We start from the raw sequence: 20163 nt of genomic DNA on the forward strand, positions 1-20163 counted from the left end.
GATATTTTCGAGGCAAAAGCAAATTGTGTTAAAATGCGCCGCATGACTTTTTCCTTCTGAATTCATAGAATATACCGGCCCGTCAAAACGGACTTTGCGACGCTCCGGACCAACACAGACTATTGCGGCCTAAACAAAAGAAGACAACCGGAAACAGGCTTGCCTTAATTGAAGAAATTCCACGATATGCCCAAACGGAACACCAAACGGTTCATCGGATAGTGGGGTGCCCAAAAAGGGTTGCCGCTGCCGCTGCTATAGTTCACATGCGAGGCCATCACATAGAAGCGTGTATCCTTCAGATGAAAATTGGCATAAACATTCACCGTAGGGTAATTGCCGATTTTCACGCGCTGACCCGCATCCTGCACACACCACTGCCCTATAACAGGCGAATAGGCCGGCGCGTAATAAGCCGTGAAATAGCGGACATCCCCTCCCAATTCAGTGGCCAGCACCTTGGCTATGCGAAAACGCAGATAAAGATTGGAATAACCGGAAAAAACCGGTAAGAGCAAAACATCTTTAGAGGATGTCATCTGCCAGGTCAATTCATTCTCCCAATTGAGTATGCCCCACGTAAAGTCCTGATTCAGGGTAACGGCCATGAGCTGCGCGTTTTTCGAGAACTGCCTCACATCCACACCGTAACGCGCCAGGCTGCGGCCGTCGGAAGCTGTGTAAGGCACCTGCCTTTCTGCAAAATAAGTGTAATTCTGAAGAGTTTCGAAATGCACCGACACTTTTGTACGCTTATAACCGATGCTTCCGCCGGCACGGGCACGGAACTCCTTATCCAAGTCCACGTCCCACCAGGCATTGCGGGCATGATAGTGCCGGAAATAGAATGACGGCTCCATGTTGCGGACATAGCCGTCAAGATTGATCTGCAAGGTGTCGCCGGAAAGGGGCACATTAAAGTCGGCGCGGCCTTCCACATTAAATTCTCCCCAGTCGCTCCCCGACGTGCGCAACTCACCTCTCACGTCGTAGTGGAAAAAGTGCCCCTGTTCCTTCAACAGTTGCGCTCCCAGAGTGACATGGTTTTCGGTGTAGGTGTCGCGACGTTCCTGAAGGGCAGGCAACGTGAAACGGTCGAAAGTATGACGGGCATAAAGTCGCAAACCGGACTTCACCCACTTATTGAAGCCTTCACGCAGTTCGAAAGCCAGCAAATTGTTCACGCTGAGAACTGAAGTAAAGTCGTTGGCCGAATCTCCCGGAAGAAAAAAATCGTTGAAATAAGCCGAATTGCCGGCATTCTCTATGCGGTTTGACAGAAAACGCCGGTTGTTATGGTCGATACGGGCCGTGTGAAGAAAACTGGCCACGGGAACAAAATGATAATTATATCTGACCGTATCAGCCGCCGCATCCGCCGAAACTGTGGTCCTGACAGCGGCACTGTCGGCTGTCATCCGCCCTCCGACGGAGGGCGTGGCCTTAAGGGTGTCTTCCCAGGCAACGGCGCTGCTGAGCAATTTACCCTTGAGCACCGGTGTGTTTTTTTTCACAACACGGCCCTCCCCGTCCGTCACACGCTCAAATCCCAGATTATAACGATGGGTAAGATAAAAAGTATTGACATTCATCTTGTTCCACGTCTTGTCCAAACGCGTGGGCATGTCGGCCGTCCCATATCTGGTGGGAAAACTTTCGGGACGCTTCACATAATCATCGCTCTCTATGCCGCCGTTCTCGGCCGTTTTCAAGTGATTGGCATAATACATGGCATGCAACTGGTAACGGTCTCCGCGATAGGAACCGTAGAGAGTGCCGTTGAAATGGGCGGTGGACTGGCTACTGTAATAGCCCCGTCCGTAAAGATAATCGAGCTTGAACCCCAATCCCAGGCGCTTGTTGACATTGGTGGAGAAGACGCCGCGAATACGGTCTTCCCCATTCTGTTTATTACCGCACTCGTGGTAAGTGATGTTCATGAAAGGCGATTTGGTATTGGTGAACAATAACTGCCCGGGCTGTGTGATAAAGAAATCATAGGGCTGCGCAAAAATAAACGGGTTGCCTCCCATCGTCACCATCCGGTCTGTAAAAATACGGCTCAGGCGCGGCGAGCCGAGGTTGCCCAATATATTATAGCGCCCGGTACGCCCGTAGGTGAAAGCATCGTTCTGAAACATGTGCGAAAGCGTGTCGGGCCGGGCTGAGCGAGGGGTTCCGAAATCCGGATCTATGGTCCAGACCTTCAGTCCTACAGGAACATCCGTAGTCCTGATGCTATCGTCGTCCATTTCCGCCCAAGGATTTTTTTCCTTGCCATCCGTTTGAAAAGCCGGCACACCACCGGCCAGATTACGAGGTATCTGCGCCATTCCGGTTGTGGTCAAGACCATGATTATCCACAAAGACAACAGACTAAACAAACGGTAAAGGCGACCACTACGGAAGCGGATTTTTCCATTCCGCTCCGCCGCTCTGAAAGGTTGGGGAAAATTCATTCTGAATCAGGAATTGTGATGATTGGCAGACTTTGACCAGGTTTTGAACATGACAGGCCATATTCTCAATGAAAAAAGAAACGCCACAAAAGCAAAGACAACGACACCCGCAATGGCAAAACACACCGTAACGGCCAAAGGCATACCGGACACAGAGCCAATGAGCGGATTAACGGCATTGGCAGAGACGGCAAGCGGATAAACGACCAGAGGAAGCAATAAGGCGCAAACTGCCGCAAGCACAGGAATAGCGGTAAGAAGATTCACAATCAGGAGTCCTCCGAAATCACGGAAACCGATATTCAAAGAGCGACGTAAAGCCTGCCTCAAAGGCACCTCTTGCAGTATGCGGGCTGTTCTTCCGGGAGCAGAAACAATCGTGATAACGACATAAAAAGGCAGGAAAGCCAGCAACCACCAGAGCGACCACACACTGGAAACGGCAATAACACCTCCCCCAACAACCAACAGCGGGAGATACTGAAAAATGTCGTAGACAAAAAGGCGTCCGGCCGTATGGAATAAGGTATTCAAATATTTTTTATCAGAAAAAACGGCTTTCACCTGTTTTTTCTCACACACGGCAAGTGTCCATACCCAACACTTGACACACCAGCAAACGGCTATGCCAACCACAAACACGGCGCCATAGGCCACCCACGCGGCTGTAGAAGGCTTAAACTGTGCCCACGACAAATCGCGCGGCACACCCGCATCGGCATACACACATGCGGGAACAAGGTGGTCAGCCATCAAATGGCAAACGGCTCCGGCAGCGCAAACAGCTCCTATCCCCGCAAGCAAAAGGGCGGGAAGCAACTTCATGACATACCGGATTGGCTTTTCCGAAAAAAGCCTCCAAGCCTCTGAAATACTTCTCTTTATACTATATCCTTCATACCTAGGGAATACAGGAGCCTTATTTCCCGTTTCCCGTACCGACTCTTCGGTCTTGTCTTTAACATCAGGTAACATAACCATGTGGTATTTTCTTTTTCTTATTCAGCGGACAAAGTTAATTAAAAAAATGCTATCTTTGCTCCTATGTCAGAGAACTTAACAATCGGATGGGGCTTCATCGGCTGCGGTGAGGTGACCGAAAAGAAAAGCGGGCCGGCTTTTGCTCAGGTGCCCGGCTCCAAAGTGGTTGCTGTGATGAGCCGCAACAACGACAAGGCACGCGCCTATGCCGAACGTCATGGCATCAAACGCTGGTATGATGACGCACAGCGGCTGGTAGATGATCCTGACGTTAACGCCGTATACATTGCCACACCACCGTCAACACACGCCACTTATGCCATTATGGCCATGAAAAGCGGAAAGGCCGTCTACGTTGAAAAGCCCATGGCCTCGAATTATGAGGACTGTTGCCGCATCAACCGTATTGCCGAAAAGACCAACGTACCGTGCTTTGTGGCTTACTACAGGCGATATCTTCCTTATTTCCTGAAGGTGAAGGAGATGGTTTCCTCCGGCGCCATAGGCAATGTCATCAATGTTCAGATACGCTTTGCCGTTCCTCCGCGTGACCTGGACTACAACCGGACCAACCTGCCATGGCGCGTACAGCCGGACATTGCCGGCGGCGGTTATTTCTACGACCTGGCCCCCCACCAAATTGACCTGCTGCAAGAGATGTTCGGCCCGATAATAGAGGCTGAGGGCTATACGGCCAATCTGGGCGGTCTGTACGATACGGAGGATTCCGTCAGCGCATGTTTCCGTTTTGCCGACTCGGGACTGCCCGGCTCCGGTTCCTGGTGTTTCGTGGCACACGAAAGTGCCAAGGAGGACCGGATAGAGATTATCGGCGACCGGGGGTCACTGAGTTTTTCGGTGTTCACGTATGCTCCTATCGTACTCCATACGGTTGAAGGCCGCCAAGAGTTTGTGGTAGATAATCCCCAATATGTGCAACTGCCACTGATTAAACTTGTTGTAGAACATTTGCAGAACAAGGCCATCTGTACGTGTGACTGTGTAAGCGCCACATCGGTCAATTGGGTGGTCGACCGCATTCTCGGCAAATTATGATGTCTTTTTCAAAAATGACATATCATTCTGTTTTCTTATCACCGAATCCGGTGTGGACTTTTGTCATACTTCTGTCCATGGCTTTTGTTTTTCCTGAAAGTCACGGCTCTCCCTATTCCAACATACCACCGGACATCACATCCCCGGACAGCCTGCACACCGACACGGTGACCGACAGTGTGAAATCCTTGAACTTTAAGGAAAAAGTCAAAAGAACCGGGAATTTTCTCTATCGGTTCATCAAAAACTTTGACGATTATGACACCGATTACATTACGCCGAATTACTACAACTATACGGCGATGTTGCAGAACACAAACTTTTATCAACTATACCAGTTACGGGCCACCTCCGCTGACGGCCAGACACAGACGCTGAAGTTGTCGCCCTCTCCCACTCTTAAGATAGGCCCTTATTTCGGCTGGCGATGGATTTTTCTAGGATACACGTTTGACGTCAGCCACCTCCGAAAAGCCGTCAAGACTACTGAGTTCAACCTGAGTCTCTACAGTTCCATGCTAGGATGTGACCTGGTTTATATCCGTAATACTGGTGATTTCACAATAAAACGGGTGACAGGATTCGACGAAACAGTGAGCCAAGCCGTGACAGGACGCAATTTTTCCGGTTTGGACGCCTATACGGCAAGCCTCAACGCCTATTATGTTTTCAACCACCGGCATTTTTCCTTTCCGGCAGCCTTTGCCCAAAGCACAGTCCAGCGGAAAAGTTGCGGTTCGTGGATTCTAGGCGTCAGCTATGCCCATCAAAAAGTTAAGTTTGACTACCGCCGCCTGCCCTATGAGCTGGTAGGCACAGGCGATGATGGTCCTCTGATTGACGAACTTAAAGTAAACAACATCAATTACCGCACCTATAATATAAACGGCGGATATGCCTACAACTGGGCTTTTGCGCCCAACTTCCTTTTTTCCGTGTCGCTCACCCCGCAAATCGGTTTCAAACAGGCCAAAGGAGAAAAGCTGAGCGGCGAATCGCTTTGGTTCAGCGTGAGAAATTTTAAATTCGACTTCATTACGCGCACCGGACTGGTATGGAACAATTCCCGTTGGTTTGCCGGAGCGTCTTTCATTTCACATATTCTGGCTTATAATAAAGAAGCCTTTTCGATGACGAATATGGTGAATTATCTCAACATCTACGCCGGTTTTTCCTTCCACCGCAAACGACAATACCGCAACAAATAAACATACGCCAACTTCGGGCTTCTCAAAGACAGACCTAAGCCCCGTCCGCTTAAAGAACCGATATGAACGAAACAACTGACAGCCTGCATCCGGTGGAACACCACCCGCTACGTCCATTCATCCCCCAGGGAGCCAAACTGCTGATGCTGGGAAGTTTTCCCCCACCCCGCCACCGATGGTCGATGGATTTCTTTTATCCCAATTTCACCAATGACATGTGGCGAATCATGGGTTTGATATTCGAAAACGACAAAGACTTTTTTGTGGATATCCCTCACAAGCGTTTCGACCAACAGAAAATCACTGACTTTGCCGAACACAAGGGCATAGCCCTGTACGACACGGCAACAGCAGTGAGACGCCTGCGCGACAACGCTTCCGATGATTTTCTGGAAATCGTCACACCAACAGATGTCAAGGATATGCTGGCAGCCATGCCACAATGCACAGCTGTTGTCACAACCGGCAAAAAGGCAACAGACACCTTATGCGGTCTCTTTGCCCTACAGCCTCCTACGATAGGCGGAAGTGTCAGTTTCTTCCATGCCGGCCGGCAACTCACATTCTTCAGAATGCCCAGCAGCAGCCGTGCCTACCCTCTGGCATTACCGAAAAAAGCTGAGACATACCGTAAAATGTTTGAACAATTATCCTTATTATGATCGGACAGTTTCCAGTACCTTCCGCGACAGGTTCTTAGAGCCACGAAGGAAAAGATGTTTTCGGCGTAAACTGTTTTTTAATATTCCTGACTTTCCGAAAAGGTTTGTATCTTTGCTTCCAGTCAAACGGGGATTCATACATTCTATTCAAAATCCTGACCGTGTTATTTTTTGAAAAATATAGAACCACCTTATGCGTAAGAAAGAATTATTCAAAACTGTACTGGATTATTTTCAGCAAACAATGTCGGACACCGAAACGGAGCTGGACTATGGCACAACGTTTCAACTTTTGGTGGCCGTGGTGCTATCAGCCCAATGCACAGACAAACGCGTGAACCTCATAACCCCAAAACTTTTTGAGGATTACCCCACGGCAGAAACCATGGCCCTGGCGACCCCGAAAGTCATTTTCGAATACATAAAAAGCGTGAGCTATCCCAATAACAAAGCCAAACATCTGGTGGGACTGGCGCAAATGCTGGTAGAAAAATTCAACGGCCAAGTGCCCTCAACGCTTGAAGAGCTTACATTGCTGCCGGGAGTTGGCCGCAAAACGGCCAACGTTGTTCAGGCCGTAGCTTTTGGTAAAGCAGCACTGGCGGTAGACACGCATGTATTCCGGGTGAGCCACCGGCTGGCCCTTGTGCCACCGACGTGCACCACACCTTACAGTGTGGAAATGGCCCTTAAGCGTTACATTCCTGAAAACAAGGTGGCGGCAGCACACTACTGGTTGCTGCTACACGGCCGCTATGTATGCAAAGCACGGCGCCCGCTTTGCGACAAATGCGGCATCAATCATCTCTGTCACAGCAAAGATCGTTTGTTCACAGCACCGCAATGAGGACATTTTCCCAAGTCCGGAATATTTTTGCCACAAAAACCGCAAAAATACATCGGACGCTGGCGCAACTTAAAATAGAGGATTGAACCGATCCAGTAAAGCGGCAAAACCACATAGCCGGCAGGAAAAGGCGGCAACAGCGTAAAAACAGTATAAAGAAAAGCACAAAAACCAAACAGGCTGATGATATACATCACTGCCTGTGTGAAATTAGGCAACTGACGCAATTCGTCAACCACTGCTATACTTATAAAAATAATCAACCATACTGCCGCCAAAAAAACATTCATGACAAACGGCAGTTGCGGATTGAGCGGATTAAGTGTCGGATGGAAATAATATTCCACCCATGTTTCGGGAACCAGTTCCTGCAAACTCTGATAGAGTAAAGCCGCACCGGCTACTATCATGCAAAGCAGTGTAGGATAGAAACTGTTAATGTCATGAAAATAAACAAGATAAATATGACGGCGGCGATAAGCTTGCAATATATACAAAAGCAAACCGGAGGCAATGAAAATCATTACCAGCTTAAGACGCTGGTTGCTGAAAATATAAATAAATCTGGAAATAGGACTATCAGGAACAGAATGTGACAAAAGAATTTTCTCCGTCACCCAACCGTTACGGGGAGTTTGAACCGCATCAGCGCTTTCGGGATTACCGACGGTAGTTATTCTTATCCAATAAGTTCCAGGGCAAGACTGTGTGTCGGGAACAATTTCCTGAACAACCATCGCATCGCCCTTTCTGACAGTTATATTATTATCCTGGGCATAAGCGAAATGAGCGTCAGGTTGCCTTTCCTGAATAAAGAAAGAATCGACTGCCACAAAATTCTCACCACACCAATAATGGTGGATTTCCCTGAATGCTACGGAATCCGTTTTATGCTCATCTGCAGAAACCCAGCGGTCTTCTTTATGAGGATAATGGCAAGCGGTTACGGCAATGACCATCAGCAGCAAAAAACTACGCGTAAAAAACTTACAACGTTTTACATTCATTTGTGTCATATTCGCGTTATTGAGGGGCATGAACAGTCATAATGCAATCCTTGCAATTGAACTCCAAAGGGAAACGACGACCATCAGGCAGTCGGAGTGCCCACCGCCGCGCCTTTTCCTCTTTTTTATTTTTCAGGCAAGCTCCCATGGCATGTCTCAAACAAAAACGACAAGTCATAAGACATTTCTTTCCCTGCGGCCTTCCGAGCTCAAAGGCCGGTTCTACCTGTCTGACGCCACGACTACGATAAAACGCATCGGCCTTGCTGTTAGCAACATTAGCGCTATAGTCTAATGTATCGGGTAGAACAATATGGGCTGGCTGAGCGGAACGCCTTTTTTCCCGAACATGCTTCTCCCGAATTGTCATTAACAGTGCCTGAACAACTTGCCTACGCCAGTCTGCCAGCAACGATGAAGGGATAAAACGCTCACCTTGAGTTGACAAAACAACCTCATGACATTCGAAAGGCGTATCACCTAATTTGCTTAACACTCTCTTTATATTATCACACTGAGGAGTTTGCGCCACTTCTTTTCCACACTCAAAGAACCTGCCCGCCAAGCGTCCATGCCGAGTAAACATAGTTAATTCATATCCCTTATCCAACTCTTCCAGCCGAATACTGACACTCAACTTTCTTACCGCTGTATTGTTTTGCAACGCTTTATTAAACTCATGATCATGATTGCGATACACAACGGCACCGACAAAGAGAACCGGCATCTGCGGAGGCACTATGTTTTGTCCGGCAACAGTATTGACCCGAAATCCTTGCAACTCTCCGTTTTTATCGATAAAGCACAACCCGTCACCAGCATTTATCTTAACATCATCAGAAATATATTCCATCGTAAAACTTCCCCTCAAAACACTTTTTACACGCCCTATCTTTTCACCCATTGCTTTAGGAGTGTTGACATTGCAAATAGGAGCAATGTCTCTGCCGTGTAAAAAATAATCGGTAAAGCCACGATTGAAACTTCGTTCCAATTTAGGAATAAATCCTTTAACAACAGTAGTCCCCCATGAACTTCGGAAAAAATCTTCAGAACGACGTGTCAGAATCCGGTCTATCTCTCTTCGATAAAAAGCGGTTACATTCTTCACATAATCTATGTCCTTCAATCTTCCTTCTATTTTGAATGAAGATATGCCGGCATCCATCATAGCTTCAAGTGATGCACTGCGGTTCATATCGCGCAAAGAGAGAAGATGCTTACCTTGCACAATGATCGTTCCCTCTTCATCTACCAAATCGAAAGCCAGCCGACAGAATTGTGCACAATTTCCACGATTGGCCGAACGCCCGAAACAATATTGCGAAGCGTAACACCTTCCGCTGTAGCTTACACACAGCGCACCATGTACAAAAGCTTCCAAAGGCAAAGAAGTAGCGTGATGAATTTCGGAAATCTCCTGCAATGACAGTTCACGCGCCAAAACGATTTGAGAAAATCCTTCGGCCTCCAACCTGCATGCCTTCTCAGGCGTACGATTATCCATTTGAGTAGAAGCATGCAAGGCAATAGGCGGTAAGTCCAATTCCAGCAAAGCGGCATCCTGTACAATAAGAGCATCAACTCCGACTTTATAAAGAGCGTATGCCACCTCTTGGGCCTCTTCTAATTCATCTTCATATAATATGGTATTAAGCGCCACATAAACCTTAACATTAAATATATGAGCGTATTGACAAAGTTCTGAAATATCTTCTATGCTGTTGCCAGCTGCCTGCCGGGCTCCAAAAGCCGGACCACCTATATATACTGCATCCGCTCCGTGGCGTATCGCTTCAATACCACATGTCAAATTCTTTGCCGGTGACAACAACTCGATAGAACGCATATTCCGCAACTGTTACTCTATAAAAGAATTAATGGACTAAAAAACAAAAAGAAACCAATATACCCATTATTGAGATACGACAGGAAAAAGCCCCATGGATGCCGCACGTTTTTTTATGAATTCAAGACAAGCTTCATATTCGTTAGGAACATGCCCATCCAGAATGGCGTCTTTCAACGCACTCTTGAGTGCGCCAATTTCACGACAAGGAGGCAAATTATAAAGCCGCATAATTTCGTCTCCTCCCACCGGCGGCTGAAAATTACGAATACGGTCTTTCTCTTCTATATCTTTAAGTTTTACACGTACCGTTTGAAAATTTTGAAGGAAATTACGTTTACGTACCTCATTCTTGCTGGTTATATCAGCCTCACAGAGTGTCATTAAATCATCTATATCATTACCAGCGTCAAACAACAAACGCCTCACAGCACTGTCTGTCACTATATCATCAGCAATGGCAATAGGGCGCATATGCAATCCGACCAATTTCTTAACATACTTCATACGCTCATCCATAGGAAGTTTCAGACGACGGAACACAGCAGGTATCATCTTCTCGCCTAAATAATTATGATTATGGAATGTCCATCCAGTCCCGACTTCCCACCGTTTACTCTTAGGCTTGCCTATATCGTGAAGCAATGCCGCCCAACGCAACCATAAACCTCCTCCTTTTGCAGCAACACCTTCGATCACTTCCAGAGTATGATAAAAATTGTTTTTATGGGCCTTACCATTTTTTTCCTCAACTAAATCAAGATTTGATAGTTCCGGCAAGATAAGCGGCAGGAGGCCGCAACGTTGTAGCTCTATAAAGCCCAAGGAGGGATGTGGAGCTGACATTATTTTATTCAATTCTTCGATAATGCGCTCACTGCTGATTATTTTTATACGCTCTGCATTTCGCTGTAAAGCGTCAAAAGTTTCGTCTTCTATAGTAAATCTCAATTGTGTGGCGAATCTTATACAACGCATCATGCGTAAAGGATCATCAGAAAACGTAATATCAGGATCAAGCGGAGTACAGATTAACCCTTCCTCCAAATCCTTCACCCCCCCAAACGGATCGATAAGTTCACCCCGTCTATCACTGTTCAGGCAGATTGCCATGGCATTGATAGTGAAATCACGTCTGTTCTGATCATCCTCAAGGGTACCATCTTCCACCACCGGTTTGCGGGAATCATGCGAATAACTTTCACGCCGTGCGCCCACAAATTCTATCTCCTGCCCGCGCCACTTGACTTGAGCCGTACCGAAATTCCGAAAAACTGAAAGATGACCGCCTCTACCAAGCGCATTTGCAAAAGCTTCAGCCATAACAATACCACTCCCGACCACTACAACATCAATATCATTAGTAGGGCGTCCTAAAAACAAGTCACGCACATATCCGCCGACCAGATAACACTCCAAATTCAAATTATCAGCTGTAACCGTCAATAACTTGAATATATCATCATCAAGGATTCCTAAAATCTGCTCTTTAGTCAAGTAATTCATTCTACTATTCTTTTTCACATACAAAGTTACGCCAATACACGCAACAAACCAAAAATTTAACTTAATAGCGCCCTTCCAAACAACCTGCGACATTCTCTTTCTGTGCCAAAGAAACAGAAAAACCACATTCGCCCCAAGAAACATCTGATACCTTGGTCTTTAAAAGAAGAAAAATACCGAAATAACTTGCCTTGAAGCTTGTTATCTCGGTAAAAGTTGCGGAGGCTCGACTCGAACGAACGACCTCCAGGTTATGAGCCTGGCGAGCTACCAACTGCTCCACTCCGCGATATTATTTCTCATTTGCGAGTGCAAAGTTAGTATTTTTTATGATTACCACCAAATTTTCTAGCTCTTTTTTTAAAAAAACTTCACCACATCCTCTTTCCATTACTTCAAAAATCAATGTATATTTCTATTATCTAAAGCCTTAGCATATTTTTTTGCATTTTTCAAATGTTCCTCATAAGTAACAGCAAAATTATGAGTCCCTGAAAAATCCTCTTTAGCACACATATAAATATAGTCATGCCGTGAGTAATCAAGAACAGCTTCTATGCTGGAACGGCTTGGAATAGATATCGGACCTGGAGGAAGTCCTTCATTGCGATAAGTATTATAAGGGCTATCTACAGTAAGATGCTCATGCATAATACGCTTAAGAGCAAATTGCCTCAAAGCAAACTTTACTGTCGGATCTGCCTGAAGTTTCATTCCTTTCCGCAATCGGTTTAAATACATACCCGCCACCATTGTTTTTTCTGCATTAACAGCAGTTTCCTGATCTACGATAGAAGCCAATGTTATGACTTCTTCTTCAGTTAAACCAGCAGCCAAGGCCTTTGTCTTACGCTGGTCGGTCCAAAAGGCCTGGCATTCCTTCTTCATACGTTCCAACAACTGTTCCGGCGTAATGGTCCAAAAGACCTCATAAGTATCAGGTATGAAAAGACAAGGCAATGTGGCAACGGTGCAACCCATTTTCTCACAAAGAGCCTCATCGGAAAAAGCATTAGCCAAGGTAGCAGAATCTACACCCAACTGTTTTGACAACCGTGCCGCCAAATCCTCCATAGTACGCACATTGGGAATAGTCAAATTCACGGGCGTCTGCCGACCACCACGCAAATTACGGAACAAACGGAACGTACTCACACCACCGCCAACATCATAGCAACCCGGCACCACATGAGCTGCATAGCCAGTGAACCCCACAGCGAGTCTCAGCCCCAACATCTGCCGGGGAGCTGCTGCTGTTGCTATTTTTGCGTAAACAGAATCTACAGTATCATCCTTGTCTATATATATATAAGAATGCTGTTTGGAAGAGCTGAATGTCATTAAAAACAACCAACACCCCACAACTATCGTTACAACAGCCAATCCATAGCCAATCAGCACAAACCACCTCTTCTTTTGCTTCTTCATGAAATTTAATTCGTTTAATAGAAGACAAAAGTACAAATTAATCATACTCACAGACACTACATCCAACATTTTTTGCTATTTTTGCACAAACAAACGGCTTTTGTGCCGATTTGATACAATCTATTAATCAGACAATTTTTCCTCTCATGGAAACATACACAGATTTTATCAGCTACATTGAAAACAGCATCAAGGAGAATTGGCACCTTGATGCCCTAACCGACTATAAAGGCAGTACGCTGCAATACAAAGACGTGGCACGTAAGATAGAAAAGCTTCATATCCTGTTTGAGCACGCCGGTATACAGCCTGGAGACAAAATAGCTCTCTGCGGACGTAACAGCGCCCACTGGGCGGTGGCTTTTCTTGCCACACTAAGTTATGGCGCAGTTGCCGTCCCTATCCTTCACGAATTCAAGCCAGAGCAAGTGCATGGTATCGTCAACCATTCCGAAGCCAAGCTGCTTTTCGCCGGTGACATGGTGTGGCCAACACTTACTCCTGAAGAAATGCCACGGTTGGAAGGCATCATTTACATACCCGACTATTCTTTACTCGTGAGCCGCACAGAATCACTTACCAACGCACGCGAACACCTCAACGAGATTTTCGGCCGCAAATACCCCAAATACTTCCGCAAAGAGCACGTCAGCTATCGCCACACTACCGATGGAGAAGAGCTGGCGCTCATCAACTACACTTCAGGCACTACCAGTAATTCCAAAGGCGTTCTCATCCCCTACCGCGCCTTGTGGTCAAACCTTCTGTTTGCCCGCGAAGCTCTGGGTGGAAAAATAAAGAGCGGCGCCAACGTCATTTCAATGTTGCCTCTAGCTCACATGTATGGTATGGCTTTCGAATTCATATTCGAGTTCATGCACGGCTGCCACGTCTACTATCTCACACGTGTACCTTCGCCCAAAGTCATCTTTACAGCTTTTTCCGAAATAAGACCCGACATCGTCATCTCCGTTCCGCTCATCATTGAAAAAATAATAAAGAAGTCCGTATTGCCAAAACTACAAACAGTCAGCATGAAACTATTGCTGAAACTCCCTGTTATCAACAACAAGATACGTGAGCGCATCCGCACACAACTTGTCGATGCCTTTGGCGGACACTTCTACGAAATAATCATTGGCGGTGCGGCTTTCAACAGCGAGATTGAAGAGTTTCTATACAAAATCGGCTTCAATTTCACCGTTGGTTACGGCACCACTGAATGCGCCCCCATCATCAGCTACGTAGATTGGCAAGATTTCCGGCCGGGGTCATGCGGAAAGGCCGCTCCGCGCATGGAAATAAAGATCGACTCAACCGACCCCCAGAACGAAGTTGGCGAAATTCTCACACGAGGTGCCAATGTCATGCTAGGATACTATAAAAATCCGGAAGCCACAATCGCCACCATTGACGCTGAAGGATGGTATCACACCGGCGATTTAGGTATAATGGATGAAGACGGGTACTTATACATCCGCGGTCGAAGCAAGAACATGCTACTGGGAGCATCGGGACAAAACATTTACCCCGAAGAAATTGAAGATAAGCTCAACACGCTTCCATACGTTAACGAGAGCATAGTCATTCAAAAGGGAGAAAAACTCTATGGACTGGTGCACCCTGACTACGATGAGGCGGCAAAAGCCGGACTTGACGAGGCCGGGCTACGTTCGGTTATGGAACAAAACCGCAAAGACCTCAACACGATGGTTGCCGGTTATGAGCAACTGTCAGGCATACGGATTTTCGAAGAGGAATTTGAAAAAACTCCCAAAAGAAGTATCAAGCGTTTTCTTTATGCCGATGCCGAGATATGATACCAGTACCCCATATACAACAAAATTGACATAAAGATTTTACCGCCAGCAAACCACAAGTCATTTTATTTTCGTACATACCGACCGGATGGGAAGAACAGCCAATATTCTCATCCGGTCGGTATATGTGGGCAAAATCCTATTTGTTGTACCCCCTCTATTCCCTCACACGAAACCAAGCTCCTTCACGGGCCAGGACGGTATTCTCAAAAATACTGCGACTTTCCTCCAACAGTTGTTTTTCATCCTCATATCGTGAAGAGAAATGGCCTATCACAAGGCGGCGAACTTCAGCCAAACTGGCAAATCGGGCAGCCTGAGCGGCTGTAGAATGAAAGGTTTCAGCCGCACGTCTGGCTTCCGTCTCGGCAAAAGTAGCCTCATGGAACAGCAAGTCCACCCCACGCACCAATGCTGCATTCTCCGGCAAAAAGGCCGTATCGGAACAATAAGCATAACGACGTGCCGGCTCTGCTGGAAACACTAATCTGTCATTAGGCACAACGGTACCGTCAGGGAGTATCCAGTCTGCTCCAAGCTTGATATTATTAAATTCACATACGGGAATTTTCAAATAATCCATCATGTCGCGCCGAATATGAGGCAAACCAGACTTTTCTTCAAAAAGAAAGCCACTGCACGGCATGCGATGACGTAACGGTATGGTTGTTACTTTCAAAGAGCGGTTTTCAAAAATAAGTTCACTGACCCGAGTGTCAAAAGTATGGAATCTGATTTCAAAACCTGTCCCGCCGCAATGAAAGTCAATCCAGGGACGCAACAGCCTTTCAAGTTCACACGGTGCGAATATATCAAGCGGTGCCGTCCGTCCCAAAAGGCCAAAAGTAGAAATCAGTCCCGGCAAACCAAAACAATGGTCGCCATGAAGATGTGAAATAAAAATATGGCCTAAACGCGAAAAACTCAAACGCGACTTACGCAACTGCAACTGTGTTCCCTCTCCGCAATCAATCATGTAAAGTTTTTCGCGGATATTAAGCACTTGCGAGGTCGGCAAATGTTTTGTTGTAGGCAATGCACTGCCGCAACCCAATATATGCAAATCGAATTTTTCCATAACACTCTCTCATATTCATTACCGTGTTGTGGCAAAGATACAAATCTATTCCCAAAGAATCATACACCAGCCCAACAAAACACGATTCCCCATTTTAACACTTCTTGCTCTTGCTGTCAGGATGTTGTATCCTGCAACAGCAGAGCGGGATTTTCAAAGAGAAAGTTCCGCTTTTTCACATAAAAGACCAACTGTCCCCCCAAAAAGGATGCCAAGCAGTTTGTTTCCTATCTATTCTATCTTCAAAATTACCGTACTGCCATTAGTTTTTCAAACATTCGAACTGAAATTCCAATACAGCCCTTGGTTCACCCGACACCCGTCATTTCATTTTCAAACCTTGAAAAGGTCATAAAAAGTTACAGATATATCAAAGTCCAAATTGTTTTTTTATTCAAAACGAATGGCTTTAGCCGGTTGGATGCGCGACACAACAAAACTCGGAATGACCAAGGCCAGCACGCAGATGATAAGCGTACCCGCATTGATACCTATTATCCACCACGGTTCAAAGGCCACCGGAGCCTCTGAAACATAATATTTTGACGGATCGAGTTTGATTATCCCCCAGAATTTCTGAGCGGCAATAATGCCCAATCCGACAACATTCCCCCATAGCATACCGCGCAAAACAATAAAGGCGGCATAAAGAATGAAAGTATGGCGAAGACGCATATTGGTGGCTCCGATAGCCTTAAGCACGCCTATTGTTCCTGTACGTTCCAAAATAAGAATAAGCAAACCGCTTATCATCGTAAAGCCAGCCACGCCTGCCATCAGGGCAAATATGACCCAGACATTGAAATCAAGCAGCGACAGCCATTGCACCACCGAACCGGTACGGGGATTTTCCTTGACAGACATCGAATTATAAGGCACCCCATAGCGGTCTGTCCTGCCATTCAGCAGATGCCCGACACCCACCTGCACGCGGTCGACATCATCAAAATCAGAGGCATACACCTCAAGGGTACTGCTTTGGTCATCCTGCCAACCGTTAAGTCGTCCCACGGTGGCAATATCGGCCCACACAAAATAATCGTCAAACTGGTTAAGATGGGTCTCATAAATTCCAGACACCGTAAAGCGCCGCAGTTTAATATCATCTCCAATAAAATAAGCATAAACCCGGCTTCCTACTTTCAAGCCCAGTTCTTCGGCTTGTAAACGCGACACAAGCACCTCATTACTACCCGAACTGCTCCCGAAAGAAGGCATTTTCCCCTCCACCAGCTGACTACGTATAAAACCAAGATCATAATCTTTGCCAACTCCCTTAAGAACTATGGTATGAAAGGCTTCTTCGGTTTTCAATATGCCCATCTTTTGCGACACACGCTCCACACGCGTCACACCGGGCACCCGCTTCACCTGTTCAACCAGTTCACGATCTGTGGCTATAGGATAGCTTTCCGGAGAGGAAAGCGAACGGATGTCGAGCACCTCCACATGAGACGTAAAGCCTGTGAGTTTGTTTCTCACTTCTTCCTGATACCCCTTAACCACACTTATAGACACAAGCATGACGGCCAGCCCGACCGCCACACCGACTGTGGCGATGCGGATAGCCAGCCCGGTGGCACGCCGGTTCTTGTCGTGCGCCGCCGAAGCATAAAAACGTTTAGCTAAAAAAGATGACAATCCCATGTAAAACAATCCTGCACTATAATATCCTTACTACACACTCAGGCTTCAGTCCGACCGGGATAAGCCTCAAGGGCCTTACGCAGGACAGCCAATGCCCGCTGCAAGTCCTCCTTATTAAGAACGTAGGCGATACGCACCTGATCACGCCCGGCACCCGGTGTGGTATAAAAACCAGAGGCTGGAGCCATCATCACGGTCTGCCCTTCAAAATCAAAATCCGTGAGACACCATTCACAAAACTTTTCGGCGTCATCTACAGGCAGTTTGGCCACCGTGTAGAAAGCTCCCATCGGAATGGGCGAGTAAACGCCCGGAATGCGGTTAAGGCCATCGATAAGACATTTGCGGCGCTCCACATATTCATCGTATACTTCGCGGGCATAATCATCACTTGCATCGAGCGAAGCCTCTGCCACAAGCTGCCCTATGAGCGGCGGGCTCAACCGGGCCTGACAGAATTTCATCACAGCCTCACGCACTGCCGCGTTCTTTGTGATAAGGGCACCGATGCGTATGCCGCATTCGCTGTAACGTTTCGACACGGAGTCAATGAGCACCACGTTTTCCTCAATCCCCTCCAAGTGGCAGGCGGAAATATAAGGCGAACCGGTATAGATAAACTCGCGGTACACCTCATCGGAGAACAAGTACAGATCATACTTCCTCACCAGGTCACGTATCTGATTCATCTCACGGCGGGTATAGAGATAGCCTGTCGGATTGTTAGGATTGCAAATAAGGATGGCACGTGTGCGCTCATTTATGAGTTCTTCAAATTTTTCGACCTTAGGGAGCGCGAAACCTTCCTCTATCGTTGTGGCAATCGTGCGTATTCTTGCACCCGCAGATATGGCAAAAGCCATATAATTGGCATAAGCCGGCTCCGGAACAATAATTTCATCGCCTGGGTTCAGACACGACATGAAAGCAAAAAGCACGGCCTCAGAACCGCCGGCGGTAATGATGATATCATCGGCATTAAGATGAATGTCGTAACGCTTGTAATAATGTGTCAGTTTTTCACGATAACTTTTAAAGCCCTGACTCGGGCTGTATTCCAACACCTTACGGTCAATGTGACGCAGAGCGTCCAACCCCGCCTCAGGCGTTGGCAAATCAGGCTGACCGATATTGAGATGATAAACATGCAAGCCTCTCTCTTTGGCGGCCGAAGCCAACGGAGCCAACTTACGGATGGGCGAAGCCGGCATTTCCACTGCACGTTCTGAAATATTGGGCATTTTCTCTTTTCTTACAAATTAATACTTTTTCACCCGCAAATATAACACATTATTTCCACACAAAGCCTCAGCCTACTCTAAAAACACGTCACTGCCACCACAAGAGAACCATGCCGCTACGAATCCGGAAGGATGTCTGTAAAAAAACATTCCGAAAGAATGCAGACTTTCAGTCATGTTGATTGCACATTTCCTGCCTCTTTGTTTCCAGCATTTGTTAAAATCGCGCGTTTTTTCAATAAAATTGTTGTCGGGTACAAAAAAACGGAGAAAACTTTTGGCCATTCTGTAGTTTTTCAGAATATTTGCCAAACAAAGCATTTGCCCACAACCCTCAAGAATGTTGAAACCGGCCGTCACGGCCATTAATATCCCACAATTATGAAACGATTCATCCTATCTCTGCTCATACCAATGGTGATGGCTGTAAGTGCCGGTGCCATGAGTTATGAAGAAGCCAGACAGCGGGCATGGTTCCTCACAGACAAAATGGCTTATGAGTTAAATCTAACCCCTGAGCAATACGACCGCGCCTATCAGGTGAACCTTGACTACCTGATGAGCCTCAGAAGCCCGTCAGACTATTCCTCCGGACGCTACTGGAAGTTCCGCGATGCCGATCTGCGGTGCATTCTCTTTGACTGGCAATATTCGCTTTACGCCTCCCTCGATTATTTTTTCCGCCCCATCAGGTGGGTACGTTCTGCCTGGTATTTCCCCATTTTCGACCGTTACCGGCGCGGCTACTACTATTTTGAACGTCCAAAAGTCTATGTATCTTACCACGGCGGTTCATGGCACAAACGCGGCCACAATGCCCGAAGCCCTTACTGGGGCATGACATTCCGACCGGGCGGCGGCATGCGCGACCATTTCCACAACAAAGGTCCCAAACCACCACACCGCCCCGACTACAACCGACCCGGACACGGCAACGTCCGCCCGCCACACAGCAACGGCAACCGGCCTGACCATAACAAAGGACACCGGCCGGGAAACAACACACGGCCGGGAAACAGCGGCAGGCCGTCGGAAAACAAACGCCCGTCACGCACTCCTGGCAATAGCAGGCCCTCACGCGGCTCCTCCGGTTCCAGCCATAATGAAAAGAAGACAAAGGGCAATGCCGCACAGGACAGGTCGAACCGGTCAGGCAGGCAGTTCGGCCGCTGACCCTCTTCCAATCAATAAACCCGGACTGTCATGCTTTCAGAATCATCTCCCAAAGAAACAGACCGGCTCTTTCACATATCAAGCACAGCGGCAAACCATACACAACTACGGCCGCAATCGACAAGATCACAACAACAGCATTGAATCTTGGCATTTTAAGGGTCAAGCCGAAATTCCGGTGCAGTCGTTTAAATTCGAGAG

The 20163-nt window shown here is 47.1% G+C and carries 15 protein-coding genes and 1 tRNA gene; 6 read left to right on the forward strand and 10 right to left on the reverse strand.

Annotated features, from left to right (window positions below; genetic code table 11):
* Positions 1-164: 164 nt before the first annotated feature.
* The gene (locus tag C5S62_RS06985) at positions 165-2459 is read right to left on the reverse strand and encodes a putative porin (RefSeq protein WP_104404669.1); all 2295 of its coding nucleotides are present in this window, start codon (positions 2457-2459) and stop codon (positions 165-167) included.
* Between the two features lie 6 nt (positions 2460-2465).
* Positions 2466-3440 carry a hypothetical protein gene (locus C5S62_RS06990; protein WP_104404670.1) on the reverse strand — a complete coding sequence of 325 codons (975 nt, stop codon included), beginning with the start codon at positions 3438-3440 and terminating at the stop codon, positions 2466-2468.
* Positions 3441-3503: 63 nt separating this feature from the next.
* On the opposite strand from C5S62_RS06990, the gene C5S62_RS06995 reads away from it, so the two are divergent.
* From C5S62_RS06995 to nth, 4 genes are all read left to right on the forward strand, one after another.
* Complete coding sequence (locus C5S62_RS06995) at positions 3504-4496, forward strand: Gfo/Idh/MocA family protein (RefSeq protein WP_104404671.1); 993 nt, start codon at positions 3504-3506, stop codon at positions 4494-4496.
* A 77-nt stretch (positions 4497-4573) separates the two neighbouring features.
* Positions 4574-5704: a DUF4421 domain-containing protein gene (locus tag C5S62_RS07000; protein ID WP_172486110.1), complete on the forward strand. Its 1131-nt coding sequence runs from the start codon at positions 4574-4576 to the stop codon at positions 5702-5704.
* A gap of 62 nt (positions 5705-5766) precedes the next feature.
* Positions 5767-6366, forward strand: coding sequence for a uracil-DNA glycosylase family protein (locus C5S62_RS07005; RefSeq protein WP_104404673.1), 600 nt, complete (start codon positions 5767-5769; stop codon positions 6364-6366).
* 193 nt (positions 6367-6559) lie between these two features.
* Positions 6560-7213 carry an endonuclease III gene (nth, locus tag C5S62_RS07010; protein ID WP_104404674.1) on the forward strand — a complete coding sequence of 218 codons (654 nt, stop codon included), beginning with the start codon at positions 6560-6562 and terminating at the stop codon, positions 7211-7213.
* Here the strand turns inward: nth and C5S62_RS07015 are convergent.
* The 5 genes from C5S62_RS07015 to mltG all read right to left on the reverse strand — a co-directional run bounded on the left by C5S62_RS07015 (position 7177) and on the right by mltG (position 13003).
* Positions 7177-8229, reverse strand: coding sequence for a hypothetical protein (locus C5S62_RS07015; protein ID WP_104404675.1), 1053 nt, complete (start codon positions 8227-8229; stop codon positions 7177-7179). The genes nth and C5S62_RS07015 overlap by 37 nt on opposite strands.
* Before the next feature lie 7 nt (positions 8230-8236).
* Positions 8237-10078, reverse strand: a complete 1842-nt coding sequence (locus C5S62_RS07020) for a U32 family peptidase (RefSeq protein ID WP_104404676.1) — start codon at positions 10076-10078, stop codon at positions 8237-8239.
* Between the two features lie 57 nt (positions 10079-10135).
* On the reverse strand, positions 10136-11575 hold the full coding sequence (locus C5S62_RS07025; protein ID WP_104404677.1) for a CCA tRNA nucleotidyltransferase: 1440 nt from the start codon (positions 11573-11575) through the stop codon (positions 10136-10138).
* A 216-nt stretch (positions 11576-11791) separates the two neighbouring features.
* Positions 11792-11864, reverse strand: a tRNA-Met gene (locus C5S62_RS07030).
* Positions 11865-11977: 113 nt separating this feature from the next.
* Positions 11978-13003, reverse strand: coding sequence for an endolytic transglycosylase MltG (gene mltG / locus C5S62_RS07035; protein ID WP_104404684.1), 1026 nt, complete (start codon positions 13001-13003; stop codon positions 11978-11980).
* A gap of 146 nt (positions 13004-13149) precedes the next feature.
* Between mltG and C5S62_RS07040 the strand changes: the two genes are divergently transcribed.
* Positions 13150-14823: an AMP-binding protein gene (locus tag C5S62_RS07040; protein WP_104404678.1), complete on the forward strand. Its 1674-nt coding sequence runs from the start codon at positions 13150-13152 to the stop codon at positions 14821-14823.
* A gap of 157 nt (positions 14824-14980) precedes the next feature.
* Here the strand turns inward: C5S62_RS07040 and C5S62_RS07045 are convergent, their stop codons facing one another.
* The 3 genes from C5S62_RS07045 to C5S62_RS07055 form a co-directional block, all read right to left on the reverse strand.
* Positions 14981-15901 carry a ribonuclease Z gene (locus C5S62_RS07045; RefSeq protein WP_104404679.1) on the reverse strand — a complete coding sequence of 307 codons (921 nt, stop codon included), beginning with the start codon at positions 15899-15901 and terminating at the stop codon, positions 14981-14983.
* Between the two features lie 390 nt (positions 15902-16291).
* Positions 16292-17548: an ABC transporter permease gene (locus tag C5S62_RS07050; protein ID WP_104404680.1), complete on the reverse strand. Its 1257-nt coding sequence runs from the start codon at positions 17546-17548 to the stop codon at positions 16292-16294.
* A gap of 38 nt (positions 17549-17586) precedes the next feature.
* Positions 17587-18789, reverse strand: coding sequence for a pyridoxal phosphate-dependent aminotransferase (locus C5S62_RS07055; protein ID WP_104404681.1), 1203 nt, complete (start codon positions 18787-18789; stop codon positions 17587-17589).
* A 381-nt stretch (positions 18790-19170) separates the two neighbouring features.
* Here C5S62_RS07055 and C5S62_RS07065 point away from each other — a divergent pair, with 381 nt between their 5' ends.
* The gene (locus C5S62_RS07065) at positions 19171-19962 is read left to right on the forward strand and encodes a hypothetical protein (RefSeq protein WP_133159531.1); all 792 of its coding nucleotides are present in this window, start codon (positions 19171-19173) and stop codon (positions 19960-19962) included.
* The last annotated feature ends 201 nt before the right edge of the window (positions 19963-20163 follow it).

It is taken from the genome of Prevotella sp. MGM2, from assembly GCF_002933955.1.
Taxonomy (GTDB): domain Bacteria; phylum Bacteroidota; class Bacteroidia; order Bacteroidales; family Bacteroidaceae; genus Alloprevotella.